The following is a 19,608-nucleotide window of genomic DNA, read 5'->3' on the forward strand; positions in this document are numbered from 1 at the left end:
AGCCCCGTAGCCCACTGATCACAAGCACAGGCTGGGACCATGTTCACTATATTCGACGACCGTCTCGACGCCTTCGCGCGTCGCACCCTCGATGATCACCGCCGCTTCGACGCCGGCGGATGGAACCCGGAGGAACTGGCGGCGTACCAGCTCCGCGCCCTCGGCGAAACCCTCCGCTACGTCACCGAGCGCTCCCCCTTCTACCGCGAACTCCTGGGCCCCCTCGGGGTATCCGCCCCGGCGGAGCTCACCTTCGACTCCTTCGCCGAGCTGCCCTTCACCACCAAGGACGACCTGCGCGGCCGTCTGCACGACATGCTGTCCAGGCCCGTGCACGAGGGCTGGATCTTCTACGAGACCACCGGCACCACCGGCCGCGCGACCCCGTGCCCCCGAGACAATGTCGACTCTCTCGTCAACAACACCGCTCTGTCCGTCTGTTACGACCACGTCTTCCGCGCGCACGGCGGCGATCACGTCATCGGCGTGATGGGTCCCAACGAACTCCACTCCACCGGCGACACGTTCGGCGACGTGTGCCGCAACCTCGGCCACGCGCACGCCAAGATGTGGCCGCACTCGCCCGTCGTCGGCTTCCGGCGCGCGCTGGAGGTACTCCAGGAGATCTCCGTCACCGGTGTCTTCTGCACGCCCAACGTCGCCATGTCGATGGCCAAGGAGGCGGTGCGGGCCGGCCTGGAGCCGAAGGACCTCGGCATCCGCTTCTTCATGTTCACCGGTGAACTCGCCACCCCCGGCCTGCTGAGCAACATCGGCGAGCTCTGGGGAGCCACCGCCTACAACTGCCTCTACGCCTCCCAGGAGGCATCCATCCTCGGCGCGGTGCACGGCGACGGCCGGCTGCGCACCGTCCCGCTGAACGTCTACTACGAACTCATCGACCCCGGCACCGGTCGTCCGGTGCCCCGGCGAGACGGCTACCGGCAGGGCGAGTTGGTGATCACGCACCTCTACCAGGGGAGCAAGCCGCTCGTGCGCTACCGGACCGGCGACCTGGTCCGGCTGTACCCGGCGGACACCACCGGGGGCCGCTACCCCTCCGAGGTCCTGCTCCCGCTCGGCCGCGTACGGGACCTCATCGATCTCAACGGCCACGAGGTCACCGCCTACGAACTGGAGTCCCTGATTCTGTCCCGGCTCGCCGGCGCCATGGACTACCAGCTCGTCATCGACCGCGTCGACGGGACCGACACCCTCACCGTGGAGGTCGAGACCCGCGGCGGCGCGACGCTGCCGCCCCAGAGCGCCGCAGACCTCGTCACCGCCGCGCGGGACGCCTGGGACTGCCCGCTGGAGGTCGCCTACGGGCAGCTCGGCGGCGTCACCACCACCGGCGCCATGGTGAGCTGGAAGGCGGCCCGTGTCCACGACCGTCGCCAGGCCCCGGACGCCGAACGTCAGGCCGCCCTCGCCATGGCCGGGCGGAGGTCGGGCCGGTGAACGCGACGACCGGGGAGCGGTGGGTCTTCCACCAGGGCGAGTTCGCCCGCGCCCGGGATGTGACACTGGGGCCCGGCACCCAGGGCCTGCACTACGGCACCGGGGTCTTCGAGGGGATCCGCTCCTACGCGGCCGCCGACGGTGACGAAGCGCTGCTCTTCAAGGCGAAGGAGCACTACGAACGCCTCCACGCGTCCTGCCGCCTGCTCCGCCTCGACCTGCCCTACAGCCCCGACGAGCTCGTCGAGGTGAGCCGCGAGCTGGTCCGGCGCAACGGCCTCACCGGCGACGCGTACCTCAGGCCCCTGGTGTACAAGCTGGCGCTGGAGCCCGGCACGCCCTTCGGCGTCAGGCTCAGCGGCGTGTCCACCTCCGTCACCATCCTCGCCATGCCCATGGGCGACTACAGCCGCGCCGAAGGCATCCGCTGCGCAGTCAGCTCCTGGCGCCGGGTACCCGACGCCTCGCTCCCCGCCCGCGCCAAGATCACCGGCGCCTACGCCAACAACGCGCTGGCCGTCGACGAGGCGACCGCCGCGGGGTACGACGACGCGATCATGCTCAACCAGGGCGGTTCCGTCGCCGAGGCCAGTACCGCCAACGTGTTCGTCGTCCGCTCGGGCGAGGTCGCCACGCCGGGCCCCGACTCGGACATCCTGCTCGGCCTCACCCGCGCGGCGGTCATGCGGATCATCGCCGACGAGACCGGCGTCTCCGTCACCGAACGCGCCGTACCCCGCTCAGAACTCCACACGGCCGACGAGGTGTTCCTCACCGGAACCGGCTGTCAGATCGTGCCCGTGACCGAGATCGACGGCCGCCCGGTCGGCGACGGCACCCCCGGCCCCCTCACCACCCGTGTGCGCGAGGTCTACCGGCGCGCCGTCCGCGGCGCCGATCCGCGCTACCGGCACTGGACCACCTCGGTCGGCCTCGGCTCCCGCGCCGACGCGCGCGTCTGACGAGCTCCTCTTCACCGGCCGCCCCGGCACGGCGATCAGGCACGCCCTCCCGCGTGCCCGCCTGGACCGGTGCGTCCCCACACGACTTCTCGCGTCTTCACCCTGCCCTTCCCTGGAGGAACTGTGATCAGCAGGTACCGCTCCGACGTGTCCGACGGCCAGGAGATCACCGACGTCGCCCTCTTCCGGCTCCCCCTCACCGTGCCCCTGCGCATCTCCTCGCTGGGCCCCGCGGGGACCAGCAGCGAGCAGGCATGCCGAGCCCTGCAGAACCGGTTGCTCCAACGCGGCCACGAGAGCGTCCGGATCGACCTGTGCGACCAGTACGAGGAGGCGGCCGACCGGCTCGTCTCCGGCGCCGGCGAACTCGCGGTCGTCGCCAACGCCTATGCCGGCATAGAGCGCTTCTACATGGACCCCGCCCTGCGGCTCGCCGCGGTGTTCGTCAAGGACACCCCGCACTACGGCATCGCGGCCGTACCCGGCGCCAAGATCGCCGGGAAGGCGTCCGTCGTCACCCACCCCGCGCCCCGCGCTCTCATCGGCGAGCTGCTCCCCGACCGCATCGACGTGGCCGAGGTGGTGTTCGCCTCCTCCACGAGCGCGGCGGCACGGGCGGTCGCCGAGGGCGAGGTCCCACTCGCCCTCACCACCGCGCCGGCCGCCAGGCTGCACGGCCTGGAGTTCCTCTCCCGCACCCGCCCCATCCGCATGGTGTGGTCGGCGTTCACCAGGGCGGACATCCTCGACGAGGACCGGCCCGCACGGCGCCCCGTCCCGTCCGCTCGGAACCTCGCGTGGTGAACGCCCCGGTCTTCATCGGCGACGCCGAGGTCCGCGCCCTGTTGCCTGCTTCGACGGCCGTCACCGCCATGCGGGAGGTGATGCGCGCCTTCTCGGCCGGCGAGGTGACCCAGCCGGTGCGCACGGTGCTGCGCCCGCCGGCGCGGGACGGCGAGGAGGCCGGCCTGTTCGGCTCGATGCCCGCCCAGGTGCCGTTCGAGGGGCAGCGGTGGTTCGGCATCAAGTCCGTCGTGGTGCGCGAGGACAACCCGGCGCGCGGTCTGCCCACCCACGTCGGCACGGTGACCGTCTTCGCGCCGGACACCGGACTGCCCGTGGCCGTGCTGCCCGCCGACACCATCACCGAACTGCGCACCGCCGCCGTGTCCGCCGTGGCCGTGGACGCGCTCGCCCCCGCCGGGCCGGTCACGCTGGCCGTCGCCGGTGCGGGCGCCCAGGCGCGAGCCCATGTGACGGCCGTCGCGGCGGTACGGCCCCTCAGGAGCGTGCGCCTGTGGAGCAGGCGGCCGGAGAGCGCGGCCGAGCTGGCCGAGTGGGTCCGCACCGAACACGGGCTGTGCGCGGAGGTCCACGGCACCTTGCACGAGGCGGCCCGCCAGGCCGAAGTCGTCTGCACGACCACCGCCGCCAGGGAGCCCGTGCTGGACGAGCCGGACGTGGCGCCGGGTGCTGTCGTCTGCGCGGTGGGCGCCTGTCAGCCCGGCGAGCGGGAGCTGTCGTCCCGGCTCGTCGCCGGCTCGGCCGTGGTGCTCGACAGCGCGGAGGCCGCGGCCAAGGAGGCCTCCGAGCTGCTGGTGCCCATGGCGGAGGGGCTGATCGGCCCCGGCCACGCGCGGGGCGAACTCGGTGCCCTCCTCGACGGCCGGATTCCCGGGCGGCTGAGCGAGCGGGAACGCGTGGTCTACCTCTCCCTCGGACTCGCCGCTCAGGACGTCGCGGCAGCCGTCCTGGTCGCCAAGGCCCACGCACAGCGGACGGGGGCACGCTGAGGCTCAGTGCGTCTCGTAGATGCCTTGGTAGTGGGCGAGTGCCGTCTCCTGGATCCGCTGGTCGGTCCAGGAGGCGAAGCGGTCGGGGGCCAGGCGGGCGGGGTCCACGAGGAGATCGCCGGTGTCCAGCAGCATGTGGGCGAGCTGGCGGCCTACACCCCCCGCGTGGGTGACCCAGGACGCTTCCGCGAACCACAGTCCGGGGGCCCCGGCGGCCGGTCCCACCAGGGGCAGTTCGTCGGGGGTCATGGCGAATACGCCGTTGAGCCGTCGTCCTCGGGGAGCCGTCCGGAACACGGGCACCAGTGAGGTGGCTCGGTCCAGGGCGGCGCCGAATTCCTTCTCGGGGAAGGGGAGTTCCGCCGAGACGAGGTCGGCGGAAGGTCGTAGCGGCAGGGGAGTGTGGGCGTAGCTCCCCACGCCGTAACGGCGGCCGTGGCGGCGGGTGTAGACCGAGTGGTCGGGGTAGCGGACGATCGGTGTGTCCGTGAACGTGTCGTCCAGACCCGGCAGTTCACGCGTGTACAGGTACGGATGCTGGACCGCCGCCATCGGCAGCCGGACCCCGGCCCGCGCGGCGAGTACCGGTCCCCAGACACCGGCGGCCAGGACGACCCGGCCGGCCGGGATCAACTCGTCCTCCGTACCCGCCCGTACCCCCACGACCCGCCCCCGCTCCTGCGCGAGTGCCGTGACGTGGGTCTTGAAACGGAAGCGCGCCCCCGCCCGCTCCGCCTCCTCCACCAGCAGCCGCGTCAGCAGCACGGGGTCCACCGCGCCGTCGGAGGGGACGAACAGGGCACCCAGCGCCCGCTCGGGGTCGACCAGCCCGGGAGCCAGGCCGGCGGCCTCGACGGGACCCAGCACCCGTGCCGCCAGTCCGAGTCGGGCCCCGTGCTCCACGTCGTGGTGCGCCCGCTCCAGCCGTTCCGGACCGGTGGCCACCTCCAGACAGCCGACCTGCCAGAACGCTTTGCCGCCCGGCAGCGCGCCGTACTGGGCGACGCTGTCCTGGGCCAGCGCGCTCAACTCCGCACCGGCGCTGAGCTGTCCCACGAAGCCGGGGGCCAGTCCCGTAGAGCCCGGCAGCTCCGGGCGGCTCCGCGTGTCGAGCACCACCACGTCGTCATGACCCAGCCGGGTCAGATGGCACGCGACCGATGCGCCCACCACTCCAGCGCCGACGACGACCACCCGCTCGGACACCCGTTGTCCACCGCTCATCACACACACCTTCCTGCCCACGCTCACCGAGGCACCAGGGTCCACCCGTGCGGACGGTGCGTACAGACACGCGGCCGCTCCGTGACAACTGCCGTGCCCTCGCTCAGGTCACCCCCGCCGGGGTCCCGGCCGGACTTAAGCGGGGGTTAATCGAGGGTTAAACGTCGCCCGGTGAGGTTGTTGTTTGTTCAGATACCCGCTGCTCATGGGCGTTTTGAGGGGTTGTCGGGGCGGTTGGAGCCGCTGGGTCCGAGGCGTATGGTCGGGGCCTGCCGGTGGTGCTCGCCGTTCGCGTGAGAGCGCTCTCAGGCCTTCGGGTCCGGTGCGTGCGGTGTGCTCCTCCGGCGCCCGTCCCTTCCCCCACGGTCGAGGGCGTGCCCCGTACGTCCCCCCCACAGAGAACAGGGTGTGTTCAGGTCATGGCTGGTCATCGTTTACGTCGCTGGTCCTACCGCGGACTGATCTGCGGAAGTGCCGCCGCGCTCGCCGCCGGTGTGCTGCTCAACACCACGGGCCCCGGCGCCCACCGCGCCGACGCGGCGCCGGCGGCCGCGCTGAGCTGGTCCGACGACTTCGACGGCGCCGCGGGCAGCGCGCCGGACAGGTCCCGCTGGACCCTGGAGACAGGCGGCAGCGGCAACGGAAACCACGAGCTGCAGTACTACACGAACAGCACCGACAACGCCGCCCTCGACGGCAACGGCAACCTGGTCATCACCGCGCGCAAGAACACCGACCCCAACCTGAACTGCTGGAACGGGCCCTGTCAGTTTACCTCCGCACGGCTGAACACGGCGCAGACGTTCACGCAGAAGTACGGCCACTTCGAGGCCCGCATCAAGATTCCGCGCGGCCAGGGCATCTGGCCGGCCTTCTGGATGCTGGGCGACGACCTCGGCAGTGCGGGCTGGCCGGGCAGCGGCGAGATCGACATCATGGAGAACGTCGGCAAGGAGCCCTCCACGGTCCACGGCACCATCCACGGTCCCGGCTACTCCGGCGCGGGCGGGATCGGCGCCGCGTACAACCTGCCGAACGGCAAGCCGTTCGCCGACGACTTCCACACCTTCGCGGTCGACTGGAGCCCGTCCGGCATCACCTGGTCCGTGGACGGCCAGAACTACCAGACCCGCACCCCGGCCGACGTGAACGGCAACAAGTGGGTCTACGACCACCCCTTCTTCATCATCCTCAACCTCGCGGTCGGCGGCGACTGGCCCGGCAGCCCCGACGCCGGTACGTCCTTCCCGCAGACGATGACCGTGGACTACGTCCGCGTCTCCGCCCAGAACTGAGGTCCGGGGGCCGGGAGTTGCCAACCCCTGGCCCCCTGACCGTCCCGTGCTGTCCCGGCTCCGGCCGGGTGCTTCCCCCACTGCAAGGAGTTCCCCGCATGTCGCCTCGTCACCAGCGCAATCTGACCCGCCGCAAGCTGATGTTCGCCCTGGGCGGCGCGGCCGTGGCCATCCCCGCGGGCGCCGCCATCGCGCCCTTCGCCCTCGCCGACCAGCCGGGCGACAGTGGCGGCAACAAGACCCGCGCGGCCTCGGGTTCGCTGCCGGTGACCGTCGTCAACAACAGCGGCTCGTTCGACAACGGCTCCGTGAACGTCTACGTGGTCGGCAACGTCGACGGCAAGCAGGTCCGCCTCAAGCAGGACGGCACCCTGGCGCCCATCGCCGTCTCCGACAACGGCGCCGACGGCTTCACCGACTACGCGATACCGCTCGCGGGCAGCGGCGAGACCAAGCTGTCCCTGCCGTTCATGTCCGGCCGTATCTACGTCTCGCTCGGCGACAAGCTGAAGATGAAGGCCGTCACCGACGGCAACGGCAACGCGGCGCTGCAGTTCCCGGCCGGCTGGGTCGAGTCCGACCCCAACTTCGGGGTGCTGCACGACTGTGCGGAGTTCACGTACAACGCGTCCGGCATGTTCTGCAACACCACGATGGTCGACATGTTCAGCGTGCCGATGAGTATCCGGCTCACCGGTGAGAAGGACCAGACGACCGGCAGCATCCGGGACGGGGGCCGCGCCGCCGCCTTCGCCGCGGTCAAGGAGGTCGCGGAGTTCTCCAAGCTGGTCGTCGACGACAAGCGCATCATCGCGCCTGGTCACGGGCTGGACGCCGGGCTGTTCGCCAAGGACTACTTCGCCCCGTACATCGACGAGGTGTGGTCCACCTTCACCGGCAAGGACCTGAAGATCACGACCAACGCCGGCACCTTCACCGGCCGGGTCCGCGGCGACCGCTTCACCTTCGACGGGCCGGCCTCGGTGTCCTTCGCCAAGCCCTCCACCCGTGACGTCCTCTTCTGCGACGGCAACCTCGCCGCCCCGAACGACGGCACCACCGGCCCCGTCGCCGCCGTCCTCGGCGCCGGCTTCAACCGCTCGACGCTGCTCACCGACACCGCGCAGCCCAGCACCGACCCGGCCGCCTTCTACCAGGGCGAGCTGACCAACCACTACTCCAAGGCCATCCACGCGGCCACGAAGGACGGCAAGGCGTACGGCTTCGCCTTCGACGACGTCGCCGACTTCGCCTCCTTCATCCAGGACACGGCGCCCTCCGGCTTCACGCTCACGCTGACGGCGTTCTGATCCACCTCCCTACAGCACTGCTCCCCGCCTCGGCCCGAGGCGGGGAGCAGTGTGGTGTCCCTGGTGGTCAGCAGGGACGGATGTGCCAGACCGGCGTCCAGGAGGCGGTACCGCTCTGCGGTGCCCGGCTGCTCCACCGTTCGGTGCCGTTCTCGTTGTAGAACCGGGCCACGGTGCCGCTGCTCTGGTTGTTGTTGAAGTAGCCGTCCCCGATTCCGTAGAAGTCGTAGTAGCCGCAGTAGTAGTAGTCGTAGCGCTTGCCGTTGCCGTCCTGGATACACAGGTGCCCGGCGCTGCAACTGATCGCGGCGGTGCCGGAGGCGGCGAAGGTCACCGTTCCGCCGGGCATCGTCGCCTTGTCCGCCGAGACCTGTCGCTCGCCGGGGTGGGCGGCCAGATAGCTGTCGATCCGGCCCTGCACACCGCCCGCCGCCGACGCGCTCCCTGCCAGCAGCTGACTTCCCGCCAGCGCCACCGCGGCCACCATCACGCCCGCAACTTTGCGCACGCTCATCTTGAGACTCCCCCTTTTCCCGCCCCCGGCCACCGCCACGGACGACGCCGGTCCCGAAGGCCGGACCCATCGTCCCGAGTGTGTCAGGTGCCCTTGAAGCCCGATTCCGGTCATTGCACCCGACCCGGCTCCCACCGGGGGCGCACACGCACCCCACCCCCCGTCCCTTCGCACTACGAACCGTTTCAGCAACCGCCCCGAAAAAATTGCTCCGCAAAGCCGGGTAAACGACTCCTGTACCGCGGGCATCTTCCGTCTCCCACAACCGGACACTTCGAGTGACCTGGAGGGTCCAGAATGTCGCTGCGCGGTCTCAGTCGCGATGGCACCGCCGCTGCTGGAGCGATCTGCAGCGCCTGCGCTCGACACAAGCCCCCGACGTCGTACACGCCCAGCGCCAGCAGTACCAGCGCTTCCGCCGGCGAATCCTGACCGCCGAGGACGACCTGCTCACCCACACCGCGCAAGCGATCCTCGATGAGCACGGCCTCGACGAACCACTCCAGTGGACACCGCAGTTCCCCGCCCGCACCCTGCGCCACCTCGCTCTGCCCGGACCCGGCCCGGACAGCATCACCATCGCCCAGTCGCACCAGGCCGTGCCCAGCGGCGACTTCTCCATCGTCCAGCTCGCCCGCACCCTGAACACCACCACGGCCCGCGTCATCTGCCTGCTGTCCCAGCACCCCGCCGGCTCCTGCCCGGGCCGCCCTCGCCGCAAGTGATCTTTCCCTGAACTTGCCGAGGCCGTCGAGGCATCTCCCGCTGGGCCCTGAGTCAGTCTCAGAAGCGACACGGCTTGCGGGACCGTGATGAGTGACCGTACGGGCCGCACGCGAGCCGGCCTCACCCCTGAGTGTGATACCGGCGAACCACCCGTGTCGAATGCGGGAGCAATTCCGATGGGGGCAGCGGCCCCGTACTCACGCTCCGGTGATATCCGCCGAACAGTCCAGCCCTCGATTTCCCTCCGCGGAAATTTCTTCGTATTGCCATACTCTCGTCCTGCGTTTCCGAGAGGCTCCGCATGTCAGCTCGTCCGGTCATCTGCCCAGTGCCTGGCCGTACGCGCGGGGTGCGGCCGTACCACTTCTCATTCCTGGAGAACACATGCGCGTTGCCGTGACCGGTGGCGGTGGTTTCCTTGGGTCACACCTGTGCGCGGCGCTATTGCGGCGCGGCGACTCGGTGGTGTGCCTGGACAATTTCTCGACCGGCGACCCTGAGAACATCGCTCATCTTCTGTCCGACCCGTGCTTCGAATTCCAGCACGCCGACGTGAGCGAGGCCGTGGAGGTCGCCGGCCGCGTCGACGCCGTCGCCCACCTCGCGTCTCCCGCCTCTCCGCCCGACTACCTGCGTCGGCCGTTGGAGACCCTCGCGGTCGGTAGCCGTGGGACCGAGAACGCCCTGCGTCTGGCCCTGCGTCACGACGCCCGCTTCATCCTCGCCTCGACGAGCGAGGTCTACGGCGATCCACTGGTTCATCCGCAGGAGGAGGCGTACTGGGGCAACGTCAACTCCATCGGGCCCCGTAGCGTCTACGACGAGGCCAAACGATATGCCGAAGCGGTGTCCGCCGCGTACCGGCGCACCCACCACCTCGATGTCGGCATCGCGCGGATCTTCAACACCTACGGCCCTCGGATGCGCCCGCATGACGGCCGGGTGGTCTCCAGCTTCATCACCCAGGCTCTCACCGGCGAACCGCTCACCATCTACGGCGACGGCAAGCAGACCCGCAGCTTCTGCTTCGTCGACGACCTGATCCGCGGTCTCCTCGCGCTCCTCGACTCCTGCGCGATGGGCCCGTTCAACCTGGGCAACCCCGTCGAGCACACCGTCTCCGAACTCGCCGAGATCGTCCTGGCGATGACCGGTTCCACCTCCGAGGTGAAATATCTCCCGCTGCCGGTCGACGACCCCACCCGCCGCCGCCCGGTGATCACCCGAGCCCGCGAGGTGCTGGGCTGGGAGCCGGAGATCGACATCACGGAGGGCCTGCGCCGGACCGTCGCGTACTTCCGCGCCCGTCCGGAGCGGCTCGCCGCGTCGGCCGCGGCGATCCGCGGCGCCCAGAAGGAGACGGTCCCGCCGGCCATGGTGGCACGCGGGACCGGCCTGGAGCAGAGCATCCCGGGCCCGGCGGCCGCCGACACCGCCGTGACTCCCACCGCCGCACTCCGACCGTCCACCCTGAGCGGCTGATCCCGCTGTTGCGGCCGGCCGGTCAACCGGCCGGCCGCAACACCGCACTCCGACCGCTCCCCGTCCCAAGGCCCGCCGTCGCACCGCCTGGAGAACCCGCCGCCATGACGTTGTTGGAGCAAGGCCCCGTCCACGGGACCGGAGCCATCCAGGAACTTCCGCTCCCGTCTCCCGCTCCCGGTTCACCGGAGGAATGGGAGGCCCTGGGCAAGGAGATCCGAGCGCTGTCGAACGGGGCGGTCGCCTCGATCGGCCCGGACGGCCCCGTCCTTGCACTGCCGTCGCGGCGGCTCACCGCTCTTCCCTCCAGCTTCGTGCGGGCGTTCTCGCGCTTCGACCGTGTCCTCATCGCGCTGCTGTCCCTCGGCTGGGCGGCCTGCCTGGTCTGGTTCTGGACCTGGTGGCTCCAGCCGTCGCACCGCATCGGCTGGCTCGGCCTGATCGTCAACAGCGCCCTGCTGCTGTACCTGACCTACCTGCCCGTCCACTTCCTCGTCGCGCTGATCCGGATGCGGCGGTTCGATCCGGCCGTCGAGGTGCCGGAGCTGCGCACCGCGTTCGTCGTGACCCGTGCTCCGTCGGAGAGCTGGGACATCGCCCGCACCACGCTGGAGGCGATGCTCGACCAGGACTTTCCGTACGCCTACCACGTGTGGCTGTGCGACGAGGACCCTACCGACGAGATCCTCGACTGGTGCCAGGACCACGGCGTCAACGTCTCCTGCCGGCGTGGCCGCATCGACTACCACCGGGCCGAATGGCCCCGGCGCACGCGGTGCAAGGAGGGTAACCTCGCCTTCTTCTACGACCACTTCGGTTACGCCCACTACGACGTGGTCGCCCAGCTCGACTGCGACCACGTCCCCGGGCCCCGGTACCTCACCGAGGTGATCCGGCCCTTCGCCGACCCCGCCATCGGCTACGTCGCCGCCCCCAGCGTCTGCGACTCCAACGCCGACGGCTCCTGGGCGGCCCGGGGCCGGCTGCAGCGGGAGGCCATGTTCCACGGGCCCGTGCAACTGGGCCACTCCGCGGGCCTCGCGCCCGTGTGCATCGGCTCGCACTACGCCGTCCGCACCCAGGCGCTCCGAGACATCGGCGGTCTCGGCCCCGAGCTCGCCGAAGACTTCTCCACCACCTTCCTGCTCAGTTCGGCCGGCTGGCAGGGCGCGTTCGCGATCGACGCGGAGGCACACGGCGAGGGTCCGCTCACCTTCGGCGCGATGATCACCCAGGAGTTCCAGTGGTCCCGCAGCCTGGTCGTGATGCTGCTGGGCATGCTGCCGCGCCATCTGGGCCGGATGTCCCCCAAGCTGCGGCTCCGCTTCGGCGCGGCGCTGATGTACTACCCGCTCCTGGCCACGGCCACCGTCATGGGCATTCTGCTGCCGCCGATCGCCGCTGTCACCGGCGCCCCCTGGATCGACGTCAACTACTTCGCGTTCCTGGCGCACTTCTGGAGCATGTCCGTCTGGCTGATCCTGCTGACGCTGCTCTGCCGCCGCCGCGGTCTGCTCCGCCCCAAGGACTCTCCCATCTTCAGCTGGGAGATCTGGCTCTTCGGGCTCTCCCGCTGGCCCTACGTCGCGTGGGGCGTGCTCGCCGCGGTGATGCAGAAACTGCGTCCTCGTCAGATCACCTTCAAGGTCACCCCGAAGAAGCGTGACGGCCTGGAACCGCTTCCGCTGCGCTCCGTCGCCCCCTACCTGCTGATCACCACGTTCCTGTCGGGGTCGGCCCTGGTCGGCCAGATCACCGGCCCCGCCGTGGGCTACGTCTTCCTCTGCATCCTCGGCTCCGCCTCGTACACCGCCGTGGCCCTCGCGATCAGCGCGCTCCACGTCAAGGAGACCGCACGCGCGACCGGGGCATCCGCCCTCCGCGCGCTGCGCACCGCCGTGCTCCCGCTCGTCGCCGGCCTGCTCTCCCTGCTCCCCCTGGGGCTCGCCGTCACCCTCTTCCCCACCTATCTCACCGGCTTCTACGCATGGTGACGGCCCCAGCGGCCGATCGAGAAAGGAGATCCCCCGTGCCCCAGACGGTCCTGGTCACCGGCGGCGCCGGTTTCATCGGCAGCCACACCTGTGTCGAACTGCTCCGCTCCGGCCACGAGGTCGTCGTGCTCGACGACCACTCCAACAGCTCCCCCGAGGCCCTCGAACGCGTCGCGAAGATCGCGGGCCGTCCGATCGCCGCGGCCCACACCGCGGACGTGCGGGACCGGCGCGCCCTGGACGCCGTCTTCGCGAGCCACCCGATCGACGCGGTGATCCACTTCGCGGCGAAGAAGGCCGTCGGGGAGTCGGTGCGGATCCCGCTCACGTACTACGACATCAACGTCGGCGGCACCACGGCCCTGGTCTCGGCGATGCACGACCACGGAGTGCACCGGCTGGTGTTCTCCTCGTCCTGCTCGGTCTACGGCGACACCACCATCGTCCCGCTGACCGAGGAGTCCCCGGTTGCCCCGACCAACCCCTACGCCACCACCAAGCTGACCTGCGAGCGGATCCTCGCGGACCTGTGCCGGCACGTTCCGGCACTGCGGGTGCTGGCGCTGCGGTACTTCAACCCCGTCGGTGCCCACTCCAGCGGACTGCTGGGCGAGGACCCGCACGGCGTGCCGAACAACATCATGCCGTTCCTCACGCAGGTCGCCGTGGGCCGCCGCGAGGAGCTCAGCGTCTTCGGGGACGACTTCCCCACGCCGGACGGCACCGGGATCCGCGACTACGTACACGTCGTCGACGTCGCCGAGGGCCACCGCGAGGCCCTGGACCACCTCGACGACGAGCCCGGGATGCGGGTCTTCAACCTCGGCACCGGACACGGAGCGTCCGTCCTCGACCTCGTACAGACCTTCGAGGAGGTCTCAGGGCAGCCGATTCCGTACCGGGTCACCGAGCGCCGGCCCGGCGACGTCGCCGAACTCGTCGCCGATCCGGCCAGGGTCGCCGCGGCCTGGGGCTGGACCGCGCGGCGCGACCTGGCCGCGATGTGCCGCGACGCGTGGAACTTCCAGCAGCACAACCCCTACGGCTACGCCCCCTGACACGTCCCGTCCCCCCTTCTTCCCTCTCCGCCCCGACAGGAGAACAACGCATGCGCTTGACCGTCATCGGTACGGGATACCTCGGAGCCGTGCACGCCGCGTGCATGGCCGAGATCGGCCACGACGTCCTCGGTGTGGATGTCGACGTCGAGAAGGTCACGGCCCTCAGGGAAGGGCGGCCCCCCTTCTACGAACCGGGTCTCGACGACATCCTGATCCAGGCACTCGCCTCCGGCCGCCTGCGCTTCACCACCAGCTTGCGCGAGGCGGCGCTGCACGGCGAGGTCCACTTCATCTGCGTGGGCACGCCGCAGCAGGCCGGCTCCCGGGCGGCCGACCTGCGCTACGTGGACGCCGTCGTCGACGGGCTCGCGCCCCACCTGCCCGCCTCGTGCCTGGTGGCCGGCAAGTCGACCGTCCCCGTGGGCACCACGGCGCGCCTGACCGCCCGCCTCGCACGACTCACCCCGGCCGGAGTGCGGGCGGAGGTGGCCTGGAACCCCGAGTTCCTGCGCGAGGGCTTCGCGGTCGAGGACACGCTGCGGCCCGACCGGCTCGTGGCGGGTGTGACCAGCCGAGCGGCCGACGAGACGCTGCGCCGGGTGTACGCGCCGATGCTGGCGGCGGGGGTCCCATACATCAGTACGGATCCGAACACGGCCGAGCTGGTGAAGGTGGCGGCCAACTCCTTCCTCGCCACCAAGATCTCGTTCGTCAACGCCATGGCCGAGGTCTGCGACGCGGCGGGCGCGGACGTGGTCACCCTCGCCGACGCCCTCGGCCACGACAGCCGGATCGGCCGGCGGTTCCTCCACGCCGGCGTGGGCTTCGGCGGCGGCTGCCTGCCCAAGGACATCCGGGCCTTCACCGCCCGCGCCCAGGAGCTCGGTGTCGGCCCTGCGGTGGCGTTCCTCGACCAGGTCGACGAGATCAACAAGCGCCAGCGGGACCGGACCGTGGCCCTCGCCCGCCGGCTGCTCGGCGGAGACGCCGCCGGCCGCCGGGTGACCGTCCTGGGCGCCACGTTCAAGCCGAACAGCGACGACGTGCGCGACTCGCCCGCGCTGGCGGTCGCGGCGGCGCTGCACCGGCTGGGCGCCGAGGTCCGAGTCCACGACCCGGAGGGCACCGCCAACGCCCGGCGCGCCCACCCGGAACTTCACCACACCTCGGACCTGCTGACGGCCTGCCGGCACACGGAGCTCGTCCTCCACCTGACCGAGTGGGGCGAGTACCGCGAGGTGGACCCGGCCAAGCTGGCCGGTGTGGTGCGCGAGCCGGTCCTCATCGACGGGCGCAACGCGCTCGCGCACGACGAGTGGCGGGCGGCCGGCTGGACCGTCAAGGCGCTGGGCCGCCCGTCCCCCACTGACCGGCTGCCCGATCCGCTGTCGGACCTGCTGTCGGCCGCTCGCGGCGAACCGCTGCGGTCCACGATCGCCTCCCCTGCCGGTGAGCGGGGCCGCACCCCGACGATGGGGTTGCCGGCGGTCCCGGTCGCCAGAGCCTAGATCCGCGGACGAGACGACTCAGCCCTGCCTCCCGGCTCTCGGCCGGGAGGTGACGGTTCAGCCGACGGCGCCCGGCTCGACGGCGACTGCACGGCTCCGACCGTCAGCGCCTTCGGGACCCGGTTGCCGAAATAGTCGACCGGACCCGGATCGACGCCCAACGCCTCCGGGCCGAGGCCCACGGGCGCCCTGTCCCGGCAACGGGGCACCAGGTTCCCGGCGCCCGCGCCGTCACTGATCGAAGCGGCCAGACCCGCCAGGCAGGGGTCGCCGGTGGAGCCGGTCGCCCGGCCATGGAGCATCTCCTGCCGGGAGGTGGCGCGCCAGCGGGCCAGCGACACGAAGCGCCACGGACCCCACCTCAGCGCCCATGGACCTGAGCTGTAGTAGTCGTTGCCCTGGAGCCGGAACGTGCTGGGACCGTACGCCGACTGGGCCTCGACCAGGGGGCCGCCGTCGGTCGCGAAGATGTTGTTGTGAACGCGCACGTCACGCATGCCGTCGCGTAGCCGCAGCGCCGGCGGCCGGCTCCCCACCGCCTTGGCGGAGGGCAGGCCCCCGGTGCGCATCACGACCGTGTTGTGGTAAATCTGCAGGTTCGTCATGCGGGTGCCGTAGGCGACGATGCCGCCGTACTCGGGCAGCTTGCGCGCATCGTCCCAGCTCATGTTGAAGCGGATGACGTTGTTCTTGTGGGCACCGGTCGGCTGGCCGGAGTAGGCGAGGAAACCGGGCCCGTCGTTGCCGTACGCGAGGTTGTACTGCATCACCGAGGACGACACGTTGTTGTCGAGGCCGAAACCGCCGCCGTCGACCCGTGAGCCGGTGCGGTTGCGGTAGGACTTGTTCCTCTCCAGCACCACGCGGGTGGAGTCGTACACCCAGATCCCCTCAGGGCCCTCCTCCGCGGCGGCCGCAGAGTGTGCGCCGTTGTCGTGCGCCTCCGAGTGCGTCACCGTGGCCTGCCGGACGCTGCCGAGCGTGATGCCGCTGCCGGTGTTGCGCTCGACGCTCGTCGAATCGCCGGCGTTGGCATACGCCTTGACCCGTTCGATCCGGACTCCGACGTGCGCGTAGGCGGGGTGGTCGGCCTTGAACGCGGGCCCGTAGAAGACCAGGCCCGCCTCAAGGTTGTGATGCACAGAGACGTCGGTGATCCGCACGTCGCCGTAACCTGCGACGGCGCCCTTCTCCGCACCGACGCCGATGCCGTTCTGGAAGCCCCGGGCCTCCACCTCGGTGATCCTGACGTGGTCGAGTCGCCGGGCGCCGGGGAGCCTGTTCCGGAAGGCGATCCCGACTCCTTCGCGCAGCGCCTTGCGGTCGCCGACCAGCGCGATGTTCCTGATCTCCACGCCGGCGGTGTCGTACACGGTGATGCCGGACTTGCCGCGCGGAGCGATGGTGGCGCGGCCCGTGCCGTACGAAGCGACGACGACCGGCCGCGTCGGACTGCCCGCCTCTTCCTTGTCCAGCGTGAGGCTGCCGCGGAACCGCTCGCCGCCCTTGAGCAGGAGCCGGTCGCCGGGCCGGTATTGCGCCTCGTCGGCGTGGTCGAGCGTCCGCCAGGGCTTCTCAGGCGACATACCGTCGTTCCGGTCGTCACCGTCGGGGCTCACGTAGAAGGTGTACGGCCCCGGCCCTCTGGTGGCAGGACGGGCCGGCCGGTAGACCTCCGGCATGCCGGGGACCTCGCACCCGGTCAGAAGCAGCAGAACCGCGGTACAGACTCCGGCGGCGCTTCTCGTCCTGCCGTTCCGCTTCAGCGCGTTCAAGCGCACCCCTCCAGGACGTTCTCTTGCCAGATCCGGAACATAGCGCCATAGACTGCCAGAATCAGGTCATGCGAAACGCCGACGAAGGCGCGGCATCCGAGTCACGTCCGCGCGCTGCTCGACGGCGGTAGACGGTCACCGGTTTCGTATGGATTTCCTCCTGCCGCCCCACGGCCGGCGCATCGTCCTGGAAGTCGACGGATCCCAGCACTGCTCCCGCGTCCGCGGCCGCACCCCCGACACCGCCAAGTACGCGGCCCGGCCGGTGCGGGGTGGGGGAGTGGGTCGGGGAGACTGTCCCCTCGGATCAAGGGGAGGGGCTGTCGAGCATGAAGCGTGGGTTTCGAGGGCTGGTGACGGTCGCCGTCGTGCTGACCGGGGGCGGCTGCGCGGCCGACGCACTGCCGGCGCGTCCTGCCGCCGCCCGAGTCGCGCCTTCCGAACGGGCCTGCCCGCACCGGACCTTCCGGTGGGGCAAGGTCGTGAAGAGGGAGGTGCTGGCCGGGGTGTCGGACGCTCGGCGCTTCGATGTACGGCACGGAGCCATCGTCCACGCGACCTTCGAGGCGGCTCCCGTCCGCTCCCTCCACGCGGGCGTCACACCGGCCGAGGGCACGCTGGGCCAGCGTGCCGCCGTCGCAGCGCTGGAGAAGAAGACCGGCGTCGAACTCGCCGACGCCGGAACGGACTTCAGACTTGGCGCGGGCGGGGTGCAGGAGGTGTCGTTCAAGAAGTCGACGGGCGTCCTGTTCTACGCCGTCGGCGTCACCACCTACGAAGCGTCCTTCGCGTACTACTGCGCCCGGGCGGACGCGGCACCGACACGCGGCACCGTGGCCACCTGGTCACCGGTGACGTACGGCGATCTCGTCAAGTGCGGGATCGGCGAGAAGCTGGAACCGGCGAGCATCGAGGCCGAGAGGCTGGTGTGCCGCTGACCGGACCGTTCCGGGTGGGACGCCACGGCCGGTCGGCACGCTCAGCCGATTCTCCCCGCTGAAGCGAGCCGTTCCGGCTGGGGGACCCCCTCAGACGTACGGTTCTGGGCGGCGGAAACGGTCGAAACCGCCCTGGAGGAACGATGACGCAAGCCGCGGGTCAGGCGCCCCGGACCACCAAGGGGCTGAACGGGCACATGCTGATGGCGGCCGTAGTGTCCGCCATCAGCGGTCTGCTGTACGGCTACGACACCGGCATCATCTCCGGCGCGCTGCTCCAGATCTCCGAGGAGTTCCACATCGGGAACACGATGAAGGAGACCATCGCCGCCGGAATCCTGCTGGGCGCCGTCATCGGCTCGCTGAGCTGCAGCCTGCTGTGCGAGCGCTTCGGCCGGCACCGCACCATCCTGCTGATCTGCTGCGTGTTCATCGCGGGCAGCCTGACCTGCGCGGTCGCCCCCAACGCCGTAAGCCTGGCCCTCGCCCGCGTGCTGCTGGGCTTCGCGGTCGGCGGCGCCACCCAGACCGTACCGATGTACGTGGCCGAGCTGGCGCCCAGGACGATCCGCGGCCGCCTGGTGCTCTGCTTCCAGCTCGCCATCGGCGTCGGCATCGTGATCGCCACGATCGTCGGCGCCAGCGAGGCCGTGTCCTGGCGGGTGGCGATCGGCGCGGCCGCCGCACCCGCACTGCTGATGCTGCTGGGCCAGTTGCGGCTCCCCGAGAGCCCCCGCTGGCTGCTCCTGCGCAAGGGGGACGTCGACGCGGCGGCGAAGGTACTGAAACGGGTACGCCCCGCGGGCTACGACGTCGACTCCGAGCTGGACGAGATCAGCGCCCTGGCCCGCCGTCAGCAGCGCACCGACCGGAATCACCAGGGCTGGCGCGGGCTGCGGCAGAAGTGGGTGCGTCCGGCACTGGTCGTCGGCTGCGGCATCGCCGTCTTCACCCAGCTCTCCGGCATCGAGATGATCATCTACTACGCCCCGACCATCCTCACCGACAACGGCTTCGATCGCTCCTCGGCGCTCCGGGTCAGCGTGGCGCTCGGGGTGGTCTACCTGGTGATGATGATCGTCGGCCTGTGGATCGTCGACAAGGTCGGCCGCCGCAGGCTCACCCTGATCATGGTGCCCGGCGCCGCCCTGAGTCTGTTCGTGCTGGGCGGCTTCTACATCACCGGCCACGGCACCCGCGCGTACGTCCCCGCCATCGTCGCCTGCCTGCTCACCTTCATGTTCTTCAACGCCGGCGGCCTGCAGCTCATGGGCTGGCTCACCGGCTCGGAGATCTACCCGCTGACCGTGCGGGCCGCCGCCACCAGCGTCCAGTCGGCCACCCTGTGGAGCACCAACCTCCTGATCACCCTCACCCTGCTCAGCATGATCAGCGCCTTCGGGGTGGGCCAGGTGTTCTGGATCTACGCCCTCTTCAACGTCGCCGCCTGGCTGTTCGTCTGGCGGAAGATGCCGGAACTCACCGGGCACAGCCTGGAGGACATCGAACGGCACCTGAAGAACAACGAGTTCCAGCCAGAGAACTTCGCCCGCTCCTGACCGCCA

At 70.6% G+C, this 19,608-nt stretch carries 15 protein-coding genes and 1 pseudogene; 13 read left to right on the forward strand and 3 right to left on the reverse strand.

Annotation, left to right across the window (positions count from 1 at the left end):
• Positions 1–39: 39 nt before the first annotated feature.
• From E5082_RS28905 to E5082_RS28920, 4 genes are all read left to right on the forward strand, one after another.
• Complete coding sequence (locus tag E5082_RS28905) at positions 40–1,461, forward strand: phenylacetate--CoA ligase family protein (protein ID WP_135794199.1); 1,422 nt, start codon at positions 40–42, stop codon at positions 1,459–1,461.
• Positions 1,458–2,423, forward strand: a complete 966-nt coding sequence (locus E5082_RS28910) for a branched-chain amino acid transaminase (protein WP_167514169.1) — start codon at positions 1,458–1,460, stop codon at positions 2,421–2,423. Before E5082_RS28905 ends, E5082_RS28910 begins: the two co-directional genes overlap by 4 nt.
• Before the next feature lie 123 nt (positions 2,424–2,546).
• On the forward strand, positions 2,547–3,227 hold the full coding sequence (locus E5082_RS28915; protein WP_229919002.1) for a prephenate dehydratase domain-containing protein: 681 nt from the start codon (positions 2,547–2,549) through the stop codon (positions 3,225–3,227).
• Positions 3,224–4,216 carry an ornithine cyclodeaminase family protein gene (locus tag E5082_RS28920; protein WP_135794201.1) on the forward strand — a complete coding sequence of 331 codons (993 nt, stop codon included), beginning with the start codon at positions 3,224–3,226 and terminating at the stop codon, positions 4,214–4,216. The genes E5082_RS28915 and E5082_RS28920 overlap by 4 nt, the downstream gene beginning before the upstream one ends.
• A gap of 3 nt (positions 4,217–4,219) precedes the next feature.
• Here E5082_RS28920 and E5082_RS28925 read toward each other — a convergent pair whose 3' ends face one another.
• Positions 4,220–5,440, reverse strand: a complete 1,221-nt coding sequence (locus E5082_RS28925; RefSeq protein ID WP_135794202.1) for an NAD(P)/FAD-dependent oxidoreductase — start codon at positions 5,438–5,440, stop codon at positions 4,220–4,222.
• Between the two features lie 419 nt (positions 5,441–5,859).
• Between E5082_RS28925 and E5082_RS28930 the strand changes: the two are divergent.
• Positions 5,860–6,732: pseudogene (locus E5082_RS28930) on the forward strand (glycoside hydrolase family 16 protein); the annotation flags it as partial.
• 101 nt (positions 6,733–6,833) lie between these two features.
• Complete coding sequence (locus E5082_RS28935) at positions 6,834–8,045, forward strand: beta-1,3-glucanase family protein (RefSeq protein ID WP_135786586.1); 1,212 nt, start codon at positions 6,834–6,836, stop codon at positions 8,043–8,045.
• Between the two features lie 67 nt (positions 8,046–8,112).
• On the opposite strand, the gene E5082_RS28940 is transcribed toward E5082_RS28935, so the two are convergent.
• Positions 8,113–8,559, reverse strand: coding sequence for a hypothetical protein (locus E5082_RS28940; RefSeq protein ID WP_135794204.1), 447 nt, complete (start codon positions 8,557–8,559; stop codon positions 8,113–8,115).
• A gap of 278 nt (positions 8,560–8,837) precedes the next feature.
• On the opposite strand from E5082_RS28940, the gene E5082_RS28945 reads away from it, so the two are divergent.
• The 5 genes from E5082_RS28945 to E5082_RS28965 all read left to right on the forward strand — a co-directional run bounded on the left by E5082_RS28945 (position 8,838) and on the right by E5082_RS28965 (position 15,330).
• A complete protein-coding gene (locus tag E5082_RS28945; RefSeq protein WP_135794205.1) occupies positions 8,838–9,284 on the forward strand; it encodes a hypothetical protein in 447 nt (148 codons plus the stop codon).
• Positions 9,285–9,669: 385 nt separating this feature from the next.
• Positions 9,670–10,767, forward strand: a complete 1,098-nt coding sequence (locus E5082_RS28950) for a UDP-glucuronic acid decarboxylase family protein (RefSeq protein WP_135794206.1) — start codon at positions 9,670–9,672, stop codon at positions 10,765–10,767.
• A 104-nt stretch (positions 10,768–10,871) separates the two neighbouring features.
• Positions 10,872–12,761 carry a glycosyltransferase family 2 protein gene (locus E5082_RS28955; protein ID WP_135794207.1) on the forward strand — a complete coding sequence of 630 codons (1,890 nt, stop codon included), beginning with the start codon at positions 10,872–10,874 and terminating at the stop codon, positions 12,759–12,761.
• A gap of 35 nt (positions 12,762–12,796) precedes the next feature.
• Positions 12,797–13,819: a UDP-glucose 4-epimerase GalE gene (gene galE, locus E5082_RS28960; protein ID WP_229919001.1), complete on the forward strand. Its 1,023-nt coding sequence runs from the start codon at positions 12,797–12,799 to the stop codon at positions 13,817–13,819.
• Between the two features lie 50 nt (positions 13,820–13,869).
• The gene (locus E5082_RS28965; protein WP_167514170.1) at positions 13,870–15,330 is read left to right on the forward strand and encodes a UDP-glucose dehydrogenase family protein; all 1,461 of its coding nucleotides are present in this window, start codon (positions 13,870–13,872) and stop codon (positions 15,328–15,330) included.
• On the opposite strand, the gene E5082_RS28970 is transcribed toward E5082_RS28965, so the two are convergent.
• Positions 15,327–16,949 (reverse strand): right-handed parallel beta-helix repeat-containing protein, encoded by a 1,623-nt coding sequence (locus E5082_RS28970; protein ID WP_229919000.1) that lies wholly within the window; start codon positions 16,947–16,949, stop codon positions 15,327–15,329. The genes E5082_RS28965 and E5082_RS28970 overlap by 4 nt on opposite strands.
• A gap of 485 nt (positions 16,950–17,434) precedes the next feature.
• Here E5082_RS28970 and E5082_RS28975 point away from each other — a divergent pair, with 485 nt between their 5' ends.
• Positions 17,435–18,043, forward strand: a complete 609-nt coding sequence (locus E5082_RS28975) for a hypothetical protein (RefSeq protein WP_135794210.1) — start codon at positions 17,435–17,437, stop codon at positions 18,041–18,043.
• A gap of 143 nt (positions 18,044–18,186) precedes the next feature.
• A complete protein-coding gene (locus E5082_RS28980) occupies positions 18,187–19,602 on the forward strand; it encodes a sugar porter family MFS transporter (protein WP_135794211.1) in 1,416 nt (471 codons plus the stop codon).
• Positions 19,603–19,608: the final 6 nt, after the last annotated feature.

It is taken from the genome of Streptomyces griseoluteus (assembly GCF_004784465.1).
GTDB lineage: Bacteria > Actinomycetota > Actinomycetes > Streptomycetales > Streptomycetaceae > Streptomyces > Streptomyces griseoluteus.

Bases quoted from the DNA above. Each gene is read 5' to 3' on its own strand.
- E5082_RS28905 (WP_135794199.1), top strand. From the start codon at position 40: ATGTTCACTATATTCGACGACCGTCTCGACGCCTTCGCGCGTCGCACC.
- E5082_RS28925 (WP_135794202.1), bottom strand. From the start codon at position 5,440: ATGAGCGGTGGACAACGGGTGTCCGAGCGGGTGGTCGTCGTCGGCGCT.
- E5082_RS28935 (WP_135786586.1), top strand. From the start codon at position 6,834: ATGTCGCCTCGTCACCAGCGCAATCTGACCCGCCGCAAGCTGATGTTC.
- E5082_RS28940 (WP_135794204.1), bottom strand. From the start codon at position 8,559: ATGAGCGTGCGCAAAGTTGCGGGCGTGATGGTGGCCGCGGTGGCGCTG.
- E5082_RS28950 (WP_135794206.1), top strand. From the start codon at position 9,670: ATGCGCGTTGCCGTGACCGGTGGCGGTGGTTTCCTTGGGTCACACCTG.
- E5082_RS28955 (WP_135794207.1), top strand. From the start codon at position 10,872: ATGACGTTGTTGGAGCAAGGCCCCGTCCACGGGACCGGAGCCATCCAG.
- E5082_RS28965 (WP_167514170.1), top strand. From the start codon at position 13,870: ATGCGCTTGACCGTCATCGGTACGGGATACCTCGGAGCCGTGCACGCC.
- E5082_RS28975 (WP_135794210.1), top strand. From the start codon at position 17,435: ATGAAGCGTGGGTTTCGAGGGCTGGTGACGGTCGCCGTCGTGCTGACC.
- E5082_RS28980 (WP_135794211.1), top strand. From the start codon at position 18,187: ATGACGCAAGCCGCGGGTCAGGCGCCCCGGACCACCAAGGGGCTGAAC.